General features: G+C 70.0%; 17 protein-coding genes and 2 pseudogenes. 14 read left to right on the forward strand and 5 right to left on the reverse strand.

All coding sequences use genetic code 11. The features are described from left to right. From ACP4J3_RS48435 to ACP4J3_RS48470, 8 genes are all read left to right on the forward strand, one after another. Positions 1 to 3,874 (forward strand): amino acid adenylation domain-containing protein (locus ACP4J3_RS48435; protein WP_426544266.1); only part of this gene is annotated, 3,874 nt, incomplete at its 5' end. Positions 3,875 to 3,945: 71 nt separating this feature from the next. Further along, the gene (locus ACP4J3_RS48440; RefSeq protein ID WP_426544268.1) at positions 3,946 to 4,578 is read left to right on the forward strand and encodes a DUF6875 domain-containing protein; all 633 of its coding nucleotides are present in this window, start codon (positions 3,946 to 3,948) and stop codon (positions 4,576 to 4,578) included. 4 nt (positions 4,579 to 4,582) lie between these two features. After that, on the forward strand, positions 4,583 to 5,476 hold the full coding sequence (locus ACP4J3_RS48445; protein ID WP_426544270.1) for an alpha/beta hydrolase: 894 nt from the start codon (positions 4,583 to 4,585) through the stop codon (positions 5,474 to 5,476). Continuing rightward, complete coding sequence (locus ACP4J3_RS48450; RefSeq protein WP_426544272.1) at positions 5,473 to 6,315, forward strand: tryptophan 2,3-dioxygenase; 843 nt, start codon at positions 5,473 to 5,475, stop codon at positions 6,313 to 6,315. Before ACP4J3_RS48445 ends, ACP4J3_RS48450 begins: the two co-directional genes overlap by 4 nt. Before the next feature lie 72 nt (positions 6,316 to 6,387). Beyond that, on the forward strand, positions 6,388 to 7,650 hold the full coding sequence (locus ACP4J3_RS48455) for a kynureninase (RefSeq protein ID WP_426544274.1): 1,263 nt from the start codon (positions 6,388 to 6,390) through the stop codon (positions 7,648 to 7,650). A gap of 52 nt (positions 7,651 to 7,702) precedes the next feature. Further along, on the forward strand, positions 7,703 to 8,743 hold the full coding sequence (acmL, locus tag ACP4J3_RS48460) for a 3-hydroxy-D-kynurenine methyltransferase AcmL (protein WP_426544276.1): 1,041 nt from the start codon (positions 7,703 to 7,705) through the stop codon (positions 8,741 to 8,743). A gap of 94 nt (positions 8,744 to 8,837) precedes the next feature. Then, entirely contained in the window at positions 8,838 to 9,146 is a 309-nt protein-coding gene (locus ACP4J3_RS48465; protein WP_426544278.1) for a hypothetical protein, read from the forward strand. Next, complete coding sequence (locus ACP4J3_RS48470; RefSeq protein ID WP_426544280.1) at positions 9,143 to 9,931, forward strand: cytochrome P450; 789 nt, start codon at positions 9,143 to 9,145, stop codon at positions 9,929 to 9,931. Before ACP4J3_RS48465 ends, ACP4J3_RS48470 begins: the two co-directional genes overlap by 4 nt. A gap of 148 nt (positions 9,932 to 10,079) precedes the next feature. Here the strand turns inward: ACP4J3_RS48470 and ACP4J3_RS48475 are convergent, their stop codons facing one another. The 3 genes from ACP4J3_RS48475 to ACP4J3_RS48485 all read right to left on the reverse strand — a co-directional run bounded on the left by ACP4J3_RS48475 (position 10,080) and on the right by ACP4J3_RS48485 (position 12,033). Then, the gene (locus ACP4J3_RS48475) at positions 10,080 to 10,346 is read right to left on the reverse strand and encodes a ferredoxin (protein WP_426544282.1); all 267 of its coding nucleotides are present in this window, start codon (positions 10,344 to 10,346) and stop codon (positions 10,080 to 10,082) included. Beyond that, positions 10,318 to 10,965, reverse strand: a complete 648-nt coding sequence (locus ACP4J3_RS48480) for an LmbU family transcriptional regulator (protein WP_426544284.1) — start codon at positions 10,963 to 10,965, stop codon at positions 10,318 to 10,320. Before ACP4J3_RS48480 ends, ACP4J3_RS48475 begins: the two co-directional genes overlap by 29 nt. Before the next feature lie 225 nt (positions 10,966 to 11,190). Further along, positions 11,191 to 12,033: a TetR/AcrR family transcriptional regulator gene (locus ACP4J3_RS48485; RefSeq protein WP_426544286.1), complete on the reverse strand. Its 843-nt coding sequence runs from the start codon at positions 12,031 to 12,033 to the stop codon at positions 11,191 to 11,193. Between the two features lie 115 nt (positions 12,034 to 12,148). Between ACP4J3_RS48485 and ACP4J3_RS48490 the strand changes: the two genes are divergently transcribed. From ACP4J3_RS48490 to ACP4J3_RS48515, 6 genes and pseudogenes are all read left to right on the forward strand, one after another. Beyond that, positions 12,149 to 13,033, forward strand: coding sequence for a siderophore-interacting protein (locus tag ACP4J3_RS48490; protein WP_426544288.1), 885 nt, complete (start codon positions 12,149 to 12,151; stop codon positions 13,031 to 13,033). After that, positions 13,020 to 14,096, forward strand: coding sequence for an ATP-binding cassette domain-containing protein (locus ACP4J3_RS48495; RefSeq protein ID WP_426544290.1), 1,077 nt, complete (start codon positions 13,020 to 13,022; stop codon positions 14,094 to 14,096). Before ACP4J3_RS48490 ends, ACP4J3_RS48495 begins: the two co-directional genes overlap by 14 nt. After that, positions 14,086 to 14,853, forward strand: coding sequence for an ABC transporter permease (locus ACP4J3_RS48500; RefSeq protein ID WP_426544292.1), 768 nt, complete (start codon positions 14,086 to 14,088; stop codon positions 14,851 to 14,853). The genes ACP4J3_RS48495 and ACP4J3_RS48500 overlap by 11 nt, the downstream gene beginning before the upstream one ends. Positions 14,854 to 14,958: 105 nt before the next feature. Continuing rightward, complete coding sequence (locus ACP4J3_RS48505; protein ID WP_426544298.1) at positions 14,959 to 17,211, forward strand: ATP-binding cassette domain-containing protein; 2,253 nt, start codon at positions 14,959 to 14,961, stop codon at positions 17,209 to 17,211. A gap of 165 nt (positions 17,212 to 17,376) precedes the next feature. Beyond that, positions 17,377 to 17,541 carry a hypothetical protein gene (locus ACP4J3_RS48510; protein ID WP_426544294.1) on the forward strand — a complete coding sequence of 55 codons (165 nt, stop codon included), beginning with the start codon at positions 17,377 to 17,379 and terminating at the stop codon, positions 17,539 to 17,541. A gap of 66 nt (positions 17,542 to 17,607) precedes the next feature. After that, positions 17,608 to 18,052 (forward strand): annotated as a pseudogene (locus ACP4J3_RS48515) (winged helix-turn-helix domain-containing protein); the annotation flags it as partial. 640 nt (positions 18,053 to 18,692) lie between these two features. Here the strand turns inward: ACP4J3_RS48515 and ACP4J3_RS48520 are convergent. Continuing rightward, positions 18,693 to 19,253: an N-6 DNA methylase gene (locus ACP4J3_RS48520; protein WP_426544296.1), complete on the reverse strand. Its 561-nt coding sequence runs from the start codon at positions 19,251 to 19,253 to the stop codon at positions 18,693 to 18,695. A 40-nt stretch (positions 19,254 to 19,293) separates the two neighbouring features. Then, positions 19,294 to 19,995, reverse strand: a pseudogene (locus tag ACP4J3_RS48525) (HsdM family class I SAM-dependent methyltransferase); the annotation flags it as partial. Positions 19,996 to 20,163 lie beyond the last annotated feature (168 nt).

Genomic DNA, 20,163 nt, shown 5'->3' on the forward strand with positions numbered 1-20,163 from the left:
CTTCCTCGACATCGCCACCACCCACCCCGACCAGCCCCTCAACCACATCGACATCCTCACCCCCGACGAACACCGGCGTGCCGTGGTCGAGTTCAACGCCACGGTGCATGCGGTGCCGGATGTCTCCCTGGGTGAGCTGTTCGTACGGCAGGTGGCTGAGACGCCCGATGCCCCGGCGGTCGCCGACGGCGCCGTCACGCTCACGTACGCACAGCTCGACGCGCTCGCGAACCAGTTCGCGTATGAGGTGATCGGCAGGGGAGTGCGGCCCGGTGACGCGGTCGGTGTGCTCCTGGAGCGTTCCATCGCAACGGTCACCACGGTCCTCGGCCTGATGAAAGCCGGCGCGGTCTATGTGCCCCTCGACGCCCGTTATCCGGCCGACCGCATCCGCCATGTCCTGGCCGACACCGGCGCCACGCTGGTGGTGACGGACGAGGCGTCTCAGCCGCACCTCCCGGCGGATGCGGCAGACGTGTTCGTCATCGATTCCACACCCGGGGGAGAGGAGCGGCGTGAGGCGCCTGGGGTGGGTGTGCGTGCGGGGGATGCGGCGTATGTGATGTACACCTCGGGTTCGACGGGTGCGCCCAAGGGGATCGTGGTGACGCACCGCAATGTCGCAGCCCTGGCTCTGGACCCGCGGTTCGACCGATCGGCGCATGAGCGGGTGTTGCTGCATTCGCCGGCCGCGTTCGACGCCTCCACGTATGAGTTGTGGGTGCCGCTGCTGAGTGGCGGGACCGTTGTCGTGGCCCCGGCCGGGGATCTGGACGTCCCCGCTCTGCAGCACACCATCACCAGCCAGGACATCACCGCGTTGTGGCTGACCAGTTCCCTGTTGAACGTGGTTGCCGAGCACGCCGTGGACGCGCTGTCGGGCGTAGGGCAGGTGTGGTCGGGCGGCGAGGCCGTCTCCGGCGCCACGGTGCAGCGCCTGCACGAGGCTTGCCCGGCGTTGACGGTGGTGGACGGCTACGGGCCGACGGAGACGACCACGTTCGCCACTCACCACCTCGTGCCGCGTCCGTACACCGGCAGTGCGACGGTGCCGATCGGCCGTCCGATGGCCAACACCCGTGTCTATGTCCTGGACGCACACCTGCGGCCGGTGCCGCCGCAGGTGACGGGCGAGCTGTACATCGCCGGGGCCGGTGTGGCCCGCGGCTATCTGAACAAGCCCGGTATGACGGCCGAGCGGTTCGTCGCCGATCCCTACGGTCTTGAGCCGGGCGGGCGCATGTACCGCACGGGTGACCTTGTGCGTGTCAACGCCGACGGGGATCTGGAGTACATGGGCCGTGCCGACCAGCAGGTCAAGGTCCGTGGCTTCCGGATCGAACCGGGCGAGATCGAGAACGTCCTGACCGATCATCCGGTGATCGCTCAGGCCGCCGTGGTCGCCCATCACGACCAGCCCGGCAGCACCCGCCTGATCGCCTACGTAGTCCCCGACACCAGCGGATCGACGGGGGACGAGGAGGAGCGGGACCAGATCGGCGAGTGGCGGGATCTCTACGACTCGTTGTACTCGGCGCCCGGTTCGACGCTGGGCGAGGACTTCTCCGGCTGGAACAGCAGTTACGACGGCGAGCCGATCCCGCTGCCCGAGATGCGGGAGTGGCGTGCGGCCACGCTTGAGCGGATCAGGGCGCTCAAGCCCGGCCGTGTCCTGGAGATCGGTGTCGGCACCGGTCTGCTGCTGTCCGGACTGGTGCCCGAGTGCGAGGAGTACTGGGGCACGGACTTCTCCCCGGTCGTCGTGGAGGAGCTGCGGCGCCATGTCGACGGTGACCCCGAGCTGGCCCGGCGGGTCAGGCTCCGGGTGCAGGCCGCCCACGAGCACGGCGACCTGCCGCAGGCGCACTTCGACACGATCGTGGTCAACTCCGTGGCCCAGTACTTCCCGAACGGCGGATATCTGACACAGGTCGTCGAGCGGGCCTTCCGTCTGCTCGCGCCCGGTGGCGCGCTGTTCCTGGGCGACCTGCGTAATCCGCGGTTGCTGCGGACCTTCGCCTCGGGTGTGCAGGCGGCGCGTGCCGAGGACCCGAGCGACACGGCCGCGATCCGCCGCGCCGTCGAGCAGAGCCTGGTCCTGGAGAAGGAACTCCTCGTCGACCCCGAGTACTTCAGCGCCCTCGCTCATCACATCCCGGACCTGGCGGGCACCGACATCCAGCTCAAGCGCGGCACCGCCCACAACGAACTCACCCGCTACCGCTACGACGCCACCCTGTACAAGACCGGCATCACCACCCACCCCCTCACCGACGCCCCCACCCGACCCTGGACCCGTGACCTGGGTGCCCTCGCCGATCATCTGGGCAGCGCGCGGCCCGACCGGCTGCGCGTCACCGGGGTGCCTCATGCGCGCATCGCGGCCGACCTCGCCGCACAGCGCGCGCTCGAGTCCGGGGCGGCACCGGACGTCCGGGACACGGCCGGCGTCGATCCGGAGGACCTGCACCGCCTGGGCGAGAAGTACGGCTACTGGACGGCGATCAGCTGGAACGGGCACGACCCGGCTGCCCTCGACCTCACGTACGTCAAGCGCGAACTGCTCGGCGAGGCGGTGCCCGTCGGTGCCTACGCGCCCACGGGCGCGGCCGGCCCCGGCACCCCGCTCTCGTCCTGGACCACCAGCCCGGCCACCGGCCGGAGCACCGGCGCCCTGCTCATGGCCGTACGGGAGCACCTGCGCCGTCGGCTGCCCGAGTACATGCGCCCCGCCGTCGTCGTTCCGCTCGACCGGCTGCCGCTCACCGCCAACGGCAAGCTCGACCGTGCGGCGCTGCCGGCGCTCGAACCGGAGCGCGCCGACATCGGGCGGGCGCCGGCCACCCCGCAGGAGCAGGTGGTGTGCGAGCTGTTCGCGGAGATCCTGGGCCGACCGGTGGTCGGTGTGAGCGAGGACTTCTTCGATCTGGGCGGACACTCGCTGCTGGCCACCCGGCTGATGGCCCGGCTGCGCGCGGCCTTCGGTGTCGAACTGGGCGTGCGGAGCCTGTTCGAGGCGCCGACACCGGCGGGCATCGCGGCCCGGCTCGACGTCGACGGCGCGGACGGCTCGTACGAGGTGATGCTGCCGCTGCGCACCGGGGGCAGCAGGCCGCCGCTGTTCTGTGTCCACCCCGGCGGGGGCATCAGCTGGTCGTACAGCGCGCTCATCAAGCACCTGGGGCCGCAGTATCCGCTGTACGGCATCCAGGCGCGCAGTCTGGCCCGGCCGGTACCCCGGCCCGCCAGCATCGAGGAGATGGCGGTGGACTACGCCGACCAGATCCAGCGGGTGCAGCCGCACGGGCCGTACCACCTGGCCGGCTGGTCGTTCGGCGGACTGTGCGCGCACGCGCTGGCCGCGGAGTTCCAGCGGCGCGGCGAGCCGGTGGCGCTGGTCGCGGTGCTCGACGTGATCCCCGACTGGCAGGGCCTCACCCACGCCGACGTGCCCGCCCCGGACGACCGGGTGATGCTGCTCTACCACGTCGGTCTCGTCGACGACGGCAGCCACCACGACGACGGCGAGATGACCTTCGCCAAGGCGCGGGAGATCCTGCGCCGCCAGGGCAGTGTGCTGGCCAACCTGGAGGAGGACCGGCTCACGACGATCACTGAGATCTCGGCGAACAATACCCATCTGACCGTCGACTACCGGCCCGGCCCGATCGACGGTGACCTGCTGCTGATCGCCTGCTCGGAGGAGCAGGACCCGCCGGTCACCGCCGCGGCCTGGCAGCCGTACGTGCGCGGCTCCGTCGAGGCCCATGTGGTGCCCGGCGACCACGGGTCGATGCTGACCCGCCCGGACACGCTGGCCGAGATCGGCCGCATCCTCTCGGCCAAGCTCCGCGACCTCACCGGCGACGAGTGACCTTCGCGGGCCGCCCACCAGGAACCCGCCGTCCGCTGTCCGCGAGGACCGACACCCGAGGACTGACACTGATGCTGACCGACGTGCTCTCCGTCGACGTGGCCAAGGCCCTGGCCGCCGTGGACGAATGGCTGAGCGAGTACATCCGCCGACCGCACGGCGAACTCGGACGCACCGGCCCGGTGTGCCCGTTCGTCGAACCCGCCCAGCGTGCCGGCGCGCTGGAGATCCGCGTCAGGCTCGTCGGCCCCACCCCGAGCCAGACCTTGCTCGACGAGATCGTCCGCTGCGGCCTGGATGAGTTCAGCGAGGTCGACTGGAAGTCCGGCAACTCGAATCTGCGCTCGCTGCTGCTGGTCCTGCCGGACCTTCCGGCCGAGCACCTGCACCTGCTGGACGCGGCGCACACCGCGCTGAAGCCGGAGAGCGTGCGGCGGGGGCTGATGATCGCCCAGTTCCACGAGAAGTGCGAGGAGAAGGCCGCGCGCAACCCGGCGTTCGAGGTGAGTCACGCCCCGGTGCCGATGATGGCGGTGCGGTCGATGGCGATCCACGACGTGCTGTTCCTGGCCGACCGGCGGGAGTGGTTCGAGGAGTACGCGAGCCGTTTCGGCGCCCGCTACCGCACCGGCTCGCACGGCATCGACCCGCTGCTGACCGAGGTGTACGAGCGGGCCCGTGCCACCTACGCGCCGGGGAGCTGAGCGCATGCGCGACGCACCGCCGGCCGCAGGTGCCGTGTACCGGGGCATGGACCAGGCCACGCTGGACCGGCAGTACTCGCCGAGTTCACGCGTGGCGAGCCTGGACGCCTACCTGCGCGAGTACGAGCGGCTGAGCGAGGCCGCCCGCCGGGACCACCCGGTGCGCACCTCCCTCGCCTACGGCCCGCATCCGGCGGAGCGGCTCGACTACTTCCCCGGGCAGGCGGCCGGGCGGGCCCCGCTGCTGGTGTTCGTGCACGGCGGGAACTGGCAGGCACTGGGCCGCGCCGAATCGGCGTTCCCGGTGCCACCGCTGCTGGCCGCCGGCGCGGCGGTCGCGGTGATCGAGTACGGGCTGGCGCCGGACGTAGGCCTGGACGCCATGGCGGGCATGGTGCGCCGGGCTGTGGACTGGCTGCTGCGGCACGCGGACGGGCTCGGGTTCACCCCGGACCGACTCCACCTGTGCGGCACCTCGGCCGGCGCGCACCTGGCCGCCATGGCCTTGCTGCCGGACGCGTCGGCCGGCCCGGACGTGTCCGGCCGGATCGCCGGGGCGGTGCTGCTCAGCGGCATGTACGACCTGGAGCCGGTGCGCCTGTCCTACGTCAACGACGCCCTGCGGCTGGACGAGGCCGCGGCCCGGCGCAACAGCCCGATCCTTCGCCTGTCGGCGCGGCTGCCCCCGACGGTGGTCGCCCGCGGCGGGAACGAGACCGAGGAGTACGTCCGCCAACACGACCGGATGGTGACGGCGCTGCGCCCCCGGGCGGCGGTGACGGAGGTCGTCGCCGATCGGCGCGACCACTTCGACCTCCCCTACGACCTGGGCGTGCCGGGCACCGGGCTGGGCGACGCGGTCCTGGCGCAGATGGGACTGGAAGGAACGACCGCATGACCACCGAACAGACCACCGCGAGCCCCGCGTGCCCGTTGTCCGCCGGAGCCCCGTCGGACACGACCCCGTACGCCCACTACGCGCGGATGGACGAGCTGCTGGGCCTGCAGCATCCGCTCAGTTCGGCCCGCACCGAGCCTGGGTTCATCATCATGAGCCAGGTCAAGGAGCTGCTGTTCAAGCTGCTGCACACCGAATTCAGCGCAGCGCGCGACCAGTTGGCCGACGACCTGCTTGACGACGCGCTGTGGACGCTGCGCCGCGCCACGCGGGTGCAGCAGGTGCTGCTGGTGTCGTGGGAGACGTTCTCCGTGCTGTCCCCGGTGGAGTTCGCCGAGTTCCGGGACGTCCTGGGGTCGGCCTCCGGCTTCCAGTCGGCCGGCTACCGGCGCCTGGAGTTCCTGCTCGGCAACAAGAACCCCGCGATGGCCGTGCCGCACCGGAACACGGCGGGCTACGACGCGGTGGTCGGCCAGCTGCACGAGCCGAGCCTGTACGACGCTGCGCTCGCGCTGCTGGCGCGCCGCGGACTGCTCACACCGGACGACGCCACGAACCGGGACGTCACCCGGCCGTACCGCGCCGGCGCGGAGGTCGAGGAGGCCTGGCGGGCGGTCTACCGGGACCCCGTGCGCCATCGCGACCTGCATCTGCTCGCGGAGGCGCTGATGGACACCGCCGACCAGTTCGCCCGCTGGCGCTACACCCATCTGGTGACCGTGCAGCGGATGCTGGGCGCCAAGCCCGGGACCGGCGGCACCGAGGGCGTGGCCTGGCTCGCCCGGATCAGTGAGCACCGCTTCTTCCCGGAACTGTGGTCGGTGCGCTCCACGCTCTGACCGGGCGCCCAGGGCCTGCCCGCGGACGGCGGGACACGCGGACACGGACGACACGAGACAGAAGGAGGGCCGATGGTGAGCGGGAACCCGCGCACGGTGGCCGAGGAACTGGACGCGGCCGATCCGCTCGCCGCGTTCCGCGAGCGGTTCGTCATCACCGATCCGGAGCTGATCTACCTGGACGGCAACTCGCTGGGCCCGCTGCCCGCCGCCACGCCGGAGGTGCTGCGGGAGGTGGTCGAGGAGGGCTGGGGCGGTGGACTGGTGCGCTCGTGGCAGGGCTGGATCGACTGGGGCGCCCGGCTCGGCGACCGCCTCGCCGAGCACGTGCTCGGCGCCGCGCCCGGCGAGGTGGTGATCTCCGACTCCACGTCGGTCAACCTCTACAAGCTGGCCGCCGCCGCCCTGGACGCGGCACCGGGGCGCGGCACCGTTGTGATGGACGCCGAGGACTTCCCGACCAACCGGTACATCGTCCAGGGCCTCGCCGAACAGCGCGGGCTGCGGCTGGTGCGGCTGCCGTCCGACCTCGACGGCGGCCTCGACCTCGACGTCCTGCGCTCGGCGCTCAACGGTGACGTCGCGCTGGTGGTGCTGTCCCTGGTGTCCTATCGAAGCGGCGCGCTGCTGGACATGGTGCAGGTGAACGACCTGGCCCGGGCGGTCGGCGCGCGAGTGCTGTGGGACGTGTCGCACGCCGCCGGAGCCGTCCCCGTGGACCTGGCCGACGCCGGCGCGGAACTCGCCGTCGGCTGCACCTACAAGTACCTCAATGGCGGCCCTGGTTCACCCGCCTTCCTCTATGTGCGGCGCGATCTGCAGTCCCGGCTGCGGCAGCCGGTGTGGGGCTGGTACGGGCAGCGCGGGCAGTTCGAGATGGGGCCCGACTACGACCCGGTGCCGGGCATCGAGCGGTTCCTGGTGAGCACCCCGCCGCTGGTGTCGCTGGCGGCGATCGATCCCGCTCTCGCCCTGGTCGAGGAGGCCGGGACGGCGCGGATCCGAGCCAAGGGGCTGCGGCTGGGCCGGCTGGCCGACGAACTGGCGGACGCCTGGCTCACCCCGCTGGGCTTCCGGCCCGCCTCGCCCCGCCCGCCGGAGTGGCGCGGCTCGCATCTGTCCCTGCACCACCCCGACGCCTGGCGGATCTGCCAGGCGCTGGCCGCGGACGCGAAGGTGGTCTGCGACTACCGGGTCCCGGACCGGCTGCGTATCGGTCTGTCCCCCCTGGTCACGCGGTTCACCGACGTCTGGGACGCGTTGGCCCGTATCCGCGACGTCGTGGCCGAGGGCGCCTACGCCTCCCGGCCCGCCGGCCTCGCCCGGGTGACCTGACCTCCGCCTCCCCGCACAGCACCCTCTTCACCTCAGCCGATTCGGAGTGCCCATGGCTCACGCATCCCCGCTCACCACCGACGGACTGGTACAGATCCTGTTCGGCTCCTCCGCCTTCCAGATGCTCCGCGCGGGCAGCGAACTGGACCTGTTCACCCTGCTGCACCGGCGACCGGGCCTGACCCCGCCCGAGATCGGCCGGGAACTCGACCTGGAGGAGCGGCCGGTACAGATCCTGCTTCTGGGCACCACCGCCCTCGGGCTGACAGTGCGTCAGGGCGACGGTTACGAGAACGCCGACGTGCTGAACGGCCTGTTCGCAGAGGGCACTTGGGAGATCATCGAGGATCTCGTCGAGTACGAGGAACGGATCGTCCGGCCCGCCGAGGTGGACTTCATCGCGTCGCTGCGCGAGAACACCAACGTCGGCCTGCGACGGATCAAGGGCACGGGGGAGGATCTCTACCACCGGCTGTCCGCGGACCCCGAGCTGGAGCAGCTGTTCTACCGCTGCATGCAGTCCTGGTCCCGGCTGTCCAACCCCGTACTGGTCGAGAAGGCCGACCTCACCGGAGTGCGCCGCGTGCTCGACGTGGGCGGCGGCGACGGCGTCAACGCCATCGCTCTCGCCCAGGCCAACCCCGGCGTCGAATTCACCGTCCTGGACCTGCCCGGCACGGTGGAGATCGCCCGCAAGAAGATCGCCGAGCACGGCCTGTGCGACCGGATCTCCGTGCGGGCCGCGGACATCTTCGCCGACACCTACCCGACCGGCCACGACTGCGTGCTCTTCGCCAACCAGCTCGTGATCTGGTCACCGCAGGAGAACATACGGCTGCTGCGCAAGGCACACGCGGCGCTGCCGGACGGCGGGCGGGTCCTGGTGTTCAACGCCATGTCCGACGACAGCGGGGACGGCCCGCTGTACGCGGCCCTGGACAACGTGTACTTCGCGACGCTGCCGGCTGCCAGCAGCACGATCTACCGGTGGGGCCAGTACGAGGAGTGGTTCGCCGCGGCCGGATTCGTCAAGCCCGAGCGGCTGCCCGGCGGCCGGTGGACGCCGCACGGCGTGATCAGCGCGGTCAAGTGACGTCCCAGCGAGTACCGGAGCCGACCATGTCTTCCCGTTCCCGGACGCCCCGCCGGCCGGTGCGGCAGCGGCGGGCCCCGCCGGCCCGCACACGATGGACCCCGATCTGCTCGCGGACCCCTTCGGCGGTTACGGCCGCCTGCGCGAACAGGGCCCGGTCGTCCGCGGCCGGTTCGTCGACGGCACTCGGGTGTGGTTCGTGACCCGCTACGACGACGTCCGCGCCGTGCTGCGCGACCCACGGTTCGTCAACACCCCTTCCCACGTGCCCGGCGCCCAGGGCGCCGATCCGCGTGAGGGGATGATGGAACTGCTCAACGTCCCCGAGCACTTACGGGTCTACCTGCTCGGATCCATCCTGGACAGCGACCCGCGGACCATCCGCGGCTGCGCCGCCTGGTGACCCGGGCGTTCACCGCCCGCCGCATCCTCGATCTGCGTCCCGCCATCGAACAGATCGCCGACCGGCTGCTCGACGAGTTGCCTCACCGGGCGGGGCAGGACGGGACGGTGGACCTGCTGGAGCACTACGCCTACCCCCTGTCGATCACGGTGATCTGCCGGCTCGTCGGAATCCCCGCGGTCGACCTGGAGCGGTGGCGGGAATGGGGCGGGGACCTCGTGTCGATGCGGCCCGAACGCCTCCAGCACTCCTTTCCCGTGATGATCGACTACTGCCATCAACTGATCGAACAGCGTCGCGCCGCGCTCAGGGACGATCTACTGAGCGAGCTGATTCGAGCGCAGGACGACGACGGCGGACGGCTCAGCGACACGGAGACGGTCACCATGGTGCTCACCCTGGTGCTGGCCGGCCACGAGACGAGCACGCATCTGATCGGCAACGGCACCGCGGCCCTGCTCACCCATCCCGACCAGCTGGCACGGCTGAAGGGGAATCCGGCGCTGCTCCCGAGAGCGGTGCATGAGCTGATGCGCTGGTGCGGCTCGGTGCAGGTGGCCCGACTGCGCTACGCCGTCGAGGACCTGGAGATCGCCGGCACGCGCGTCGCCCGCGGTGACGCGGTCCAACCGGTGCTGGTCTCCGCCAACTTCGACCCGCGACACTGGCCCGGCAGGAGGGCGAGGTGGCGCTCGCCCGGCTGCTGGCCCGCTACCCGGATCTCGCGCTCGCGGACGGCGATCCGGAGGGGGAACGCACCCACCTGCCGGGCAGTTGGCGGCTGAACGCGTTGCGCCTGCGGCTCGGCTCCTGAAGTGAGCACAGCTGAAATGAGCACAGCCTTCTTCGGGTCATGAGGTGAGCGCAGCACTGAGGGCTCCATGATCTGCACCATGGAGCCCTCAGCCCTGGGGGGTGGCGGGAGTTGCGTCGTCAGGCGTCGGGTGGGTCGTTCCCCACGGCGATCGCCTGGACGGGGCAGGACAGCGCGGCCTGGGTGACCTGCCGCGGGGTGGACGTCCGCGCCCCTTCGGGCACGAGGGTGGCGTACCCGTCGTCGTCCTGAGTGAAGACGGCGGGTGCCGTCAGGGTGCACTGTCCGGACCCGATACAGTGCGGTGGTCGATGCGGATCTCCATCTGGGGCGGTCTCCGGTGGTCGCGCGGGGGTGTCATTGGCCGAGCTCGTGCGCGGTGGCACGGTCGAGCGTCAGCAGGACCCATTCCTCGAAATCGCGGTCTCCTCTCGACGCGGCCTCCCGCCAGCGCTGGACGCGGTCGGAGGGGGCGCTGATCCGGAGCTGGCTGGCCCGCGCGGGGATGGTGGCCCGGTTTCCTCTGCGGCTCTCCCGTAGCCGCAGTCGGAGCTGGTTGCGTGACCAGCCGTGCTGCTCCGCCTGGTCGAGCCAGGTGTCGGCCTCCGCCGGCGGCAGGGAGGCGACCTCGGCGTGGTGGCCGAAGCTCAGTGTCTCGCGCCGGCGCCAGAGCTCGAAGTGCCGTGCCACCCAGGCGTAGTTGCGCAGTGTCTGGTAGTCGAGGCCCGCGGCCTGGACTCCGGTCTGGTAGCGGTCTGCGTAGCGGTCCTGGCCGTAGACGAGCCAGTCGCCCAGGCACCAGGCGGAGGAGTCGGCGACCTGGAAGATGTGCTGCCCGGCCTTCTCCCATCGGTCGTAGGTGAGGCTGGTGGGTATCTTGAGGCCGACCCGGGTGGTGAAGATTCGTTCCTGCTCGCCGGCTCTGCGGGGGCGGGCCGCCTCGGTGGCTCGGCGGCCGACTGGCAATTGACGGTCACTCCGGTCGTACTTTGCGATGTGCTGCACCGGCTTTCTCCTGAAATCGGGGCATGATGTATCTCGCACCATTCATCGCACCCTCGAGTCATTAAGGGCGCAATCTCGAAAAACGGTAGTCACCGTCCGAGATACCGTCAACGAACATTTCCGGCCGGAGATGGCCGATTGGGTCCAATTGGCTTCGAAACCGACCGCTTCGGGGGTGCGGCAGGTGCCGGATCGTGCCGGCCCGCCGGGGTCCGCACGACCACGTCAGGGGGTGCCGGCCGAGGTGTGGAGCGTGCCGTCGGAGTCCGTCCACGCCGCCGCCTCGACGCCGTCGAGGATCAGGCCCAGGCCCACCCGGAAGGCCTCCCTCGCCTCCTGCTCCATGTGTGACGCGGCGCCACCCGCCTCCGCCTCGGTCATGGCGGCGAGGCTCGCGGTCGACTCCAGGGCCGCGAGGGCGGGGAAGCGTTCGGTGAAGTCGGGCGCGAACTCCGCGAGCAGCGCGGACCGCTGCGCCCACCACTCCTCGTCGGGCACCCCGGTCTCCGGCACCGCCTGCCGGTGTTCCGTCGCGACCAGGGCCATACCCCGCACGAACTGGAACAACACCGCGATGACCCGTCTGACGTGCAGGGGTTCCAGGCCGATTCCGCCCAGGATCCGCACCACCGTCTCCAGCCGCGCGTACTCGTTCGGCCCGAGCACGGGGCGGGCCTGCGAGACCTGGAGCACCCAGGGGTGGCGCAGATAGAACGCCCAGGCGTCGTCGGCCCAGTCGGTGATCGCCGGCCGCCACCCCGCGCTCGTGTCGTACTCCGTGGGCAGTTCGGCCAGCACCCGGTCGTGCATGAGGTCGACCAGTTCGCTCTTGCTCGGCACGTAGGTGTAGAGCGTCATGGCGGTCCGCCCGAGGCGGGTACCGACCGCCCGCATGGACAGGGCCGCCATGCCCCGTTCGTCCGCCACCGCGACACCCGCGGCCACGATCGTGTCCACGTCGAGTCCGGGTTTGGGGCCGGGTTTGGGAGCGGTCCCCCCGGATTCGGTCGATCCCCAGAGCAGGGACATGGATCGGCGGGCATCGCCCTGTCCGGCGAAAACAACCACCTTGCAACTCCTTACTGCATAAAGTAACCTCACCGGCGTAACTCTTTACGCTGTAAGGATATCAGCTGGGCGGCCACCCGCCCCGGTATGCCCGTACGTTCGTGGAAGGTTTCCGATGACAGAGCTCCCCGTCACGTTCATCCAGGTCACCGACATCACACGCATCACGCCGCGGATGGCCCGCGTGACGTTCGAGGCCGACCACCTCGAAGACTCCGTCGGCCTGACCCCGGACCAGCAGCTCAAGCTCTGCTTCCCCCGGCCCGGCCAGGAGCGGCCCGTCCTGCCGGAGCAGAGCGACGACGCGACGGGCTGGTACCAGGCGTTTCTGGCCATTCCGGAGGACGAGCGGCCCTGGATGCGCAGCCTCACCCTGCGCCGGCGGGTGCCCGGGACGAACACCGTCGAGGTCGACTTCGTCCTGCACGGCGACAGCGGCCCCGCCGGCGCCTGGGCCGAGTCCGCCCGCCCAGGCGACCGCCTCGGCATGGTCGGCCCCTCCGCGCTCTACGCCGGACCGGTCTCCCTGACGGACTCGATCACCTCCGCCGACTGGCTGTTGATCGCCGGCGACGAGACGGCACTGCCCGCCATCGGCACCCTGCTGGAGGCCCTGCCCGAGCGGGCCCGCGCCGAGGTCTACATCGAGGTCGCCGACCAGGCTGAGCAGCAGACCTTCCAGACGGCGGGCGACGTCACCCTGCACTGGCTGCACCGTGACGGAACCCCGGCCGGCCGCAGTGACGCCCTCATCGACGCCGTCCGCGGCGCCGAGTTCCCGCCCGGGCGCCCCTTCGCCTGGCTGGCCGGCGAGGCCGGCGCCGTCCGGACCCTGCGCCGCCACTTGGTCAACGATCGGGGTCTCGACAAGCGCGCGATCGACTTCAGCGGCTACTGGCGCGTCAAGCTCACCCAGGACGACGCCCCGACCGCCGAGGACATGGCCGAGGCGCAGGAGCGCCTCGCCGAGTACCAGGCGGCGGCCGATGGCCAGTCCTGACGAGCCGCGCGCCGAAGCCGGCATCCCGGCCGGGCGCCGGGAGTCGGCCGGACGGCTGCCGGGCCGAGAGCAGGATTTCATGATCACAGTACGAGGTCTCGCCCGCCGGTTCACCGTGCGCGGCCAGGATGTCGAAGCGGTCAAAGGCATCGACTTCGACGTGGCGCCCGGGGAGGTGGTCGGCTTCCTCGGCCCCAACGGAGCAGGCAAGACCACGACCTTACGGATGCTCACGACCCTGCTGCGCCCCACTGGCGGAACCGGCACCGTGACCGGCTGCGACCTGCTGACGGACCCCCAGGGCGTGCGGCGCAGGATCGGTTGCGTCCACCAGGGCGGCGCCACCTGGCCCGAGTCCAGGGTCGGCGAGGAGATCGAACTCCAGGCCCGGCTCTACGGCCTGTCCCGCACCGAGGCCAAACGGCGCGGAGCCCTGCTCGCCGAGCGGCTCGACCTCGCCGGCCTGGACCAGCGGCCCGTCAAGACGCTCTCCGGCGGTCAGCGCCGCCGGCTCGACATCGCGCTCGGACTCGTCCACGAACCGACGCTCGTCTTCCTCGACGAGCCCACCACCGGGCTCGACCCGCAGAGCCGGGCCAACCTCTGGGACCACGTCCGCCGCCTGCGCTCCGAGCAGGGCACGACCGTCTTCCTCACCACCCACTACCTCGACGAGGCCGACGCGCTGTGCGACCGGATCCTCGTCACTGACCACGGCACGATCGTCGCCGAGGGAACCCCCGACGCGCTCAAGGCCCGAGTCGCCGGTGACGCGATCACCATCGAGGTGACCGACCAGGCCGCGGAGGCGGCCGACGTCGCCGGGCGGCTGACCGGCGCGAGCGAGGTGAGCGTCGACGGCGACACGGTCCGCTTCCGGGTGCCCCGCGGCGACGCCGCCCTGCCGGAGCTGCTGCGCGCGCTCGACGGCCGGGGCATCACCATGGCCTCCGTCAAGGTCAACCGGCCGACCCTGGACGACGTGTTCCTCAGCCTGACCGGACGCTCCCTGCGGGACGGCGAAGCCGCGCCCGAGGCCAGGGAGGCCGCCCATGCTGCGTGACACCCAACTGATCTTCGTCCGGGACATGAAGCTCGCGCTGCGCAGCCCGACCTGGCTGCTCATCGGGATCATGCAGCCGTTGCTGTACCTGTTCCTCTTCGGACCCCTGATGGTGTCCGTCGTCGACCACACCCCCGGCTTCCCGCCCGGCGGCGCCTGGGAGGTCCTCACCCCAGCTCTCATCGTCCAGACGGCGCTGTTCAGCGGCTCCTTCGCCGGGGTGGGGCTGCTCACCGAGTACCGGGTCGGCGTCGTCGACCGCTTCCGCGGCACGCCCGCGAGCAGGTCCGCCCTGCTGTTCGGCAAGGTCCTGGCCCAGGCCGTGCAGGCCACCGCGCAGTCCGTACTGATCGTGCTGGTGACGCTGCTCGTCTTCGACCTCGACGTCTCAGCGACCGGGCTGCTGCTCAGCCTGGCGATCGCCGCGGTCCTGGCCATCACGCTGTCATCGGGATCGTACGCTCTGGCGATGGTTCTCAAGAGCGAGGCCGCGTTCCCCGCGCTGATGAACGCCGTGCTCCTGCCGCTTCTGCTGCTGTCCGGGGTGCTGCTGCCGGTCTCCGAGCAACTGGCGCCCGGCTGGCTGTACAACCTGGCCCGGATCAACCCCCTGACCCACGTGGTCGACGCCGAACGCGCGGCGTTCCGGGGGGACATGAGCGCCACGGGGCTGCTGACCGGCTGCCTCGTGCTGCTGGTCATGGCCGTCCTCGCCCTGCTGTGGGGCACGCGGACCTTCCGCAAGGAGAACGCCTGACGGCACCGCCCGCAGGCCCACCCGAGACCGGGCTCCCCCTCACATCCCCCGAGAGGGGGAGCCCACCCGCACCAGCAAGGAGCACACGTGAGGACCGACGCCATCATGGTGACCGGTGCCAGGGAGAACAACCTCAAGAACGTCTCGCTTCGGATCCCGAGACAGCAACTGACCGTCTTCACCGGTGTCTCCGGCTCGGGCAAGTCGTCCCTGGTGTTCGACACCCTCGCGGCCGAGGCCCAGCGGCAGCTCAACGAGACCTTCAGCGCCTTCGTCCGGACCTTCCTGCCCGAGCACGGGCGGCCGGACATGGACGCCGTCGAGAACATCTCCGCGGCCGTCGTCATCGACCAGAAACGCCTGGGCGGCAACCCGCGCTCCACCGTTGGCACGGTCACTGACATCAACCCGCTGCTGCGTCTGCTGTTCTCCCGGGCCGGCAGTCCTGCGGGCCTGCCACCAAGCGCGTTCTCCTTCAACGACCCCCAGGGCATGTGCCCCACCTGCGAGGGCCTCGGCACGACCGTCCGCCTCGACCTCGACGCGTTCTTCGACCGCACCAGGTCCCTGAACCAGGGCGCGCTGCTGCACCCGGACTTCTCCACCGACAGCTGGTACTGGCTGAGCTATGTGGAGTCCGGCCTGTTCGACAACGACAAGCCGCTGGCCGACTTCACCGAGCGGGAATGGCAGCTGCTGCTGCACGGCGAACTGCCGGGCAAGCTCCGCCTCCTCTGGCAGGGCACCACCCTGAACGTCCGTTACGAGGGCCTCGTCGACAAGTTCACCCGGCTCTACGTCAAGAAGGAGGACATGTCCGAGCGCGGCCGCCGGGTGTTCCAGCGGTTCGCCCGCACCGCCTCCTGCCCCGACTGCGACGGCACCCGCCTCGAGCCCGCCGCGCTGGCCACCCGGATCGGCGGCCACAACATCGCGGACCTCACCGCGATGGAGACCCAGCACCTCGCACACGTCCTGGCGGAGCTGGACCTGTCGCGGGTGAAACCGGTCCTGGACGACCTGACCACCCGTCTGCACCACCTGGTCGACATCGGACTCGGCTACCTGAGCCTGGACCGGGAGACCCGCACGCTCTCGGGCGGCGAGTCCCAGCGGATCAAGATGGTCCGGCATCTGTCCAGCAGCCTCACCGAGATGCTGTACGTGTTCGACGAGCCGAGCGTCGGCCTGCACCCCCGGGACGTGCACCGGCTCAAGGAACTCCTCATCAGGTTGCGGGACAAGGGCAACACGGTGCTCGTGGTCGAGCACGACCCCGACGTCATGGCCATCGCGGACCATGTGGTCGACATGGGCCCGAAAGCCGGGACGCTCGGTGGCGAAGTGGTCTTCGAGGGCAGCTTCGACGCACTCACCCGTGCCGACACCCTCACCGGGCGCCACCTCCAGAACCGACTGCCTCTCAAGACCGAACCCCGGCGCGCCACCGGGACGCTCACCGTCACCGACGCGACGAGCCACAACCTCAGGAACGTGACGGTCGGCTTCCCCACCGGCGTCCTGACGGTCGTCACCGGCGTGGCCGGATCGGGCAAGAGCACGCTGGTCAACGACGAGTTCCTCACCCGGTACCCCGACGCGATCGTCATCGACCAGTCGGCGGTGACCACCAGCCGACGCTCCAACACCGCCACCTACACGGGCCTGATGGACCCGATCCGTAAACTGTTCGCCAACGCCAACAAGGTCAGCGCCTCCCTGTTCAGCGCCAACTCCAAGGGCGCATGCCCCAACTGCCAGGGGCTCGGCGTCCTCTACACCGACCTGGCATTCATGGACACGCTGAAGTCGGTGTGCGAGGTCTGCCGAGGCCGCCGCTTCTCCGAGGACGTCCTCGACCACCGCCTGCGGGGCAGGTCCATCAGCGACGTCTTGGGGATGACGACGGCCGAGGCGGCGGACTTCTTCACGGAGCCCAAGCTCCGCCCCGTCCTGCACGCCCTGAACGAGGTGGGGCTGGACTACCTTCGCCTCGGCCAGCCGCTCAGCACCTTGTCCGGAGGCGAGTGCCAGCGCCTCAAGCTCGCGGCCGACCTGCACCGCGTCGGAAGCGTCTACGTCATGGACGAACCCACCACGGGTCTACACATGTCGGATGTCCACCGCCTCCTCGGCATCATCGAGCGCCTCGTCGACCAGGGCAACACCGTCATCGTCATCGAGCACAACCTCGACGTCGTCAGGAGCGCCGACTGGATCATCGACCTCGGCCCCGAAGGAGGCAGCGGCGGCGGACGAATCCTGTTCGAAGGAACTCCGGCCGATCTTCTAAAGACCACCGACTCCCACACCGCCGCTCACCTCCGCCATGACCTCTCGCATGCGGGCCGCGTCTGATCATCGGGGCCGTGGCGGCAACGTCGTGAGCCGACGTGCTCGTTCGCGCCGGATGAGGTGGTTCGGGTGTAACCGATCTCCATGTCCGCCAATCCCCCTACCCGCTGGCACCGTTGGGGTCTGTACCGTTGAACCGTGGAACTCCTGTTCTGACTGGGAGAGTTGATGACCACTGTGACGGACAGGGGTGAGCTTGAGCCCGAGGCGGCTGTGGACGCCGAGGCCGCTGCGACGGCGGGTCTGGACATGGAGCTGGTGGGCCGTTTGATGGAACAGGCCCGTTCGCAGGGGTTGGAGCTGACCGGCGAGTGCGGTCTGCAGCAGTACTGAACTTGATTGAGTGATGTCGGAGCCGTTCGCCTGACGGGGGCGGGTCCGCTCCGGTGGCCCTGGAGCGTGAGATGCGCGCAGGGCGGCGGGTTGACCGACGCCGGGAGGGCCGCGCGGGAGCGGATCCGGCTGCAGGCCGTGGAACGTTTCGCGGGCGGGCAGAAGAACGGGGAGATCGCTGCCGCGCGTGCGGGGGACGGAGCGGTCGGTGGAGCGGTGGCGTCGCCAGTGGCGCGAGCGCGGTGAAGAGGGGCTCTTGCCGAAGGGGTCGCCTGGGCGGCCGAGGCTCAGCGACGCGCAGCTCGCGAGGCTGGAACGGGAACTGGAACGTGGGCCGCTGGCCCATGGCTGGACCGATCAGCGCTGGACACTGGCACGGATCAAGACGCTGATCGGCCGGCTGTTCCACGTGAGCTACACGGTGGAGGGCACGTGGCTGTTGCTGAAGCGGCACGGCTGGTCCTGGCGGCAGCCCGCCCGCCGCGGTCTCGCACGCGAAGCCGCGGCGGCGGGCCGTGGTCTGTACATAGGGCACGTGCGCGGGGCAGGTCTCGATCGCCGCGACCTGGGCGCCCGAGGCGTCGCTGAGGACCAGGCGCTCGGCGGCGGCCGGCATCTCCCGCACCGATCGCGCATCCCACGCCCGACACACACCTCGCACTCGGTGTACGAACCGTTTCCTCTCCGGCAGATGCCGCCAGCTTCAACCGACGGCTTCAGCTTTGGGGATGGCGTCATCCCTCATCCAGTTCAGGAAGCCGCGCAGTGCAGGGAGCAGCTCCTCACCGGCGCATGATCCGCTCGCGAAGACCCAGGTCCGGCGGTGCGTCGGACTTGCTTCCTCCGCGTCGGGCGGTGTTGGCGGGGCGCTGAAGGTGTACCGTTCTTCTTGCGACGCGTAGACCTCGCCCAGATCGTTCGGAGCAACGGTGATCGCTCCTTCGAAAGCTTTCAAGCGACTGTAGACGATCTGGTTCGGCCGGATGCGATTCAGCGTCTTGTACTAGGTCTCATCGTCAGCGGTCGGGTCCCGGAACAACGGGCCCCGACCGCGGTTCAAGACACCGACGATGTCATACGGGGCCGTCGCCGTGACCGGGACTGCGTCGACGTCCAGCGCGATGACCTCGTCGAGCCGGACCCTCTCCCACTCACTCATTGGACATCCCGAACACACTCAGGTCGACGCCTGCCGCTGCGAGCCGCTCGAACATGGCGGCCTCGATCTCCATCCGGTGTTGGCGAGCATCGGCATACGCGACGAGCGCCGCACCCAAATCGGCAGTCTCTTCGGCAGCAACCTTGATGTAGCGGCCGATGTTCAGGTCGAAGCCGTTCTGCTCGATCTCCTCGAACGGCACCAGCCGGACGTTCGCACCACCCTCACCGTCTGGGTCGCTGCCTGTCTGGTACGCCTCGGTGAGAGCCCTGACGTCATCCTCGGACATGCGGTTCTGCTTCTTGCCCTTGACGAACCGGGCCGAGCCGTCAATGAATAGGACGTGCTCCTTGCGTTCGTCAGGCTTCTGGTCGCGGAAGATCAGCAGGCACGCCGGGAACGAGGTCGAGTAGAAGAGGTTGGGCGGCAGCCCGACGACGGCTTCCAGAAGGTCCTTCGCGATGAGGCCCTGGCGGATATTCGCCTCCGCGCCTCCGCGGAACAGCACGCCACGGGGCATCACCACTCCGACGCGGCCGGATCCCGGCTTCATCGACGAGACCATGTGCTGGACGAAGGCGAATGTGCCGGACAAAGGCGAAGTCGCCGTTCTTCGCCGGCGGAACGCCGCAGATGGCTCGCGGGTCTGAGGACCAGCGGTCCGCTCCCCAATCCGTCAGCGAGAAGGGCGGGTTGGCGATCACGGCGTCGAACTGACGGACCGCACCAGAGGTGTCCCTGAACGCCGGAGTGCGGAGGATGTCTCCGCGCTTGATGTCGAAGTCCTCGATCTCGTGCAGGAACAGGTTCATCCTTGCGATCGAGGCCGTCGTCAGGTTGATCTCCTGGCCGTACACCCTGAGCGTGCGGTGGTCCTTGCCGGACTCGCGCAGCTGGTTGATTGTCGCGGCCAGCATCCCGCCGGAGCCGCAGGACGGGTCATAGACGGACTCGCCCGGCTCAGGCTGGAGGATCCCGACGAGCAGGTTCACGACCTCACGCGGCGTGAAGAACTCGCCGGCCTTCTTGCCCGACTCGTCGGCGAAGTTCTTCAGCAAGTACTCGTAGCCCGCACCGAGCAGGTCGTGCGAGACCGTCGACGGGTCGAGCCTGATCTTGTTGAACGCCTGGATGAGCCCCAGCAGGGCCGACTCCGGGATGCGCTCCTTGTTACCCCACGAGGCATCGCCGAAGACGCCGGCGAGCGAGCGGGGGTTGGCCATTTCGATCCGCTGGAAGGTCTTCGCGATCTCCGCGCCGAGGTTGCTGACCTTTTCGGTGACCTCGCTCCACATCGAACGCCGCGTCGTGCTCGTGGACCCATGTGTCGCTGATCCATTTCCAGAACAACATCGGGAAGACGTAACGAGTTGGTGCGTGATTGCGGGTGAGGCGTCTTTGGCCTGCTCGTGGCTTGTTTTCAGGCGGCCGTGCTCGGAGACGAGGCTGGCGATGGCTCGGTA

The organism is Streptomyces sp. UG1, from assembly GCF_049974585.1.
Lineage (GTDB): Bacteria > Actinomycetota > Actinomycetes > Streptomycetales > Streptomycetaceae > Streptomyces.

Coding starts and splice junctions, on each gene's coding strand:
- ACP4J3_RS48445 (WP_426544270.1), top strand. CDS start 4,583: ATGCGCGACGCACCGCCGGCCGCAGGTGCCGTGTACCGGGGCATGGAC.
- ACP4J3_RS48440 (WP_426544268.1), top strand. CDS start 3,946: ATGCTGACCGACGTGCTCTCCGTCGACGTGGCCAAGGCCCTGGCCGCC.
- ACP4J3_RS48500 (WP_426544292.1), top strand. CDS start 14,086: ATGCTGCGTGACACCCAACTGATCTTCGTCCGGGACATGAAGCTCGCG.
- ACP4J3_RS48505 (WP_426544298.1), top strand. CDS start 14,959: ATGGTGACCGGTGCCAGGGAGAACAACCTCAAGAACGTCTCGCTTCGG.
- ACP4J3_RS48520 (WP_426544296.1), bottom strand. CDS start 19,253: ATGAAGCCGGGATCCGGCCGCGTCGGAGTGGTGATGCCCCGTGGCGTG.
- ACP4J3_RS48455 (WP_426544274.1), top strand. CDS start 6,388: ATGGTGAGCGGGAACCCGCGCACGGTGGCCGAGGAACTGGACGCGGCC.
- ACP4J3_RS48510 (WP_426544294.1), top strand. CDS start 17,377: ATGACCACTGTGACGGACAGGGGTGAGCTTGAGCCCGAGGCGGCTGTG.
- ACP4J3_RS48490 (WP_426544288.1), top strand. CDS start 12,149: ATGACAGAGCTCCCCGTCACGTTCATCCAGGTCACCGACATCACACGC.
- acmL (WP_426544276.1), top strand. CDS start 7,703: ATGGCTCACGCATCCCCGCTCACCACCGACGGACTGGTACAGATCCTG.
- ACP4J3_RS48450 (WP_426544272.1), top strand. CDS start 5,473: ATGACCACCGAACAGACCACCGCGAGCCCCGCGTGCCCGTTGTCCGCC.
- ACP4J3_RS48465 (WP_426544278.1), top strand. CDS start 8,838: ATGGACCCCGATCTGCTCGCGGACCCCTTCGGCGGTTACGGCCGCCTG.
- ACP4J3_RS48495 (WP_426544290.1), top strand. CDS start 13,020: ATGGCCAGTCCTGACGAGCCGCGCGCCGAAGCCGGCATCCCGGCCGGG.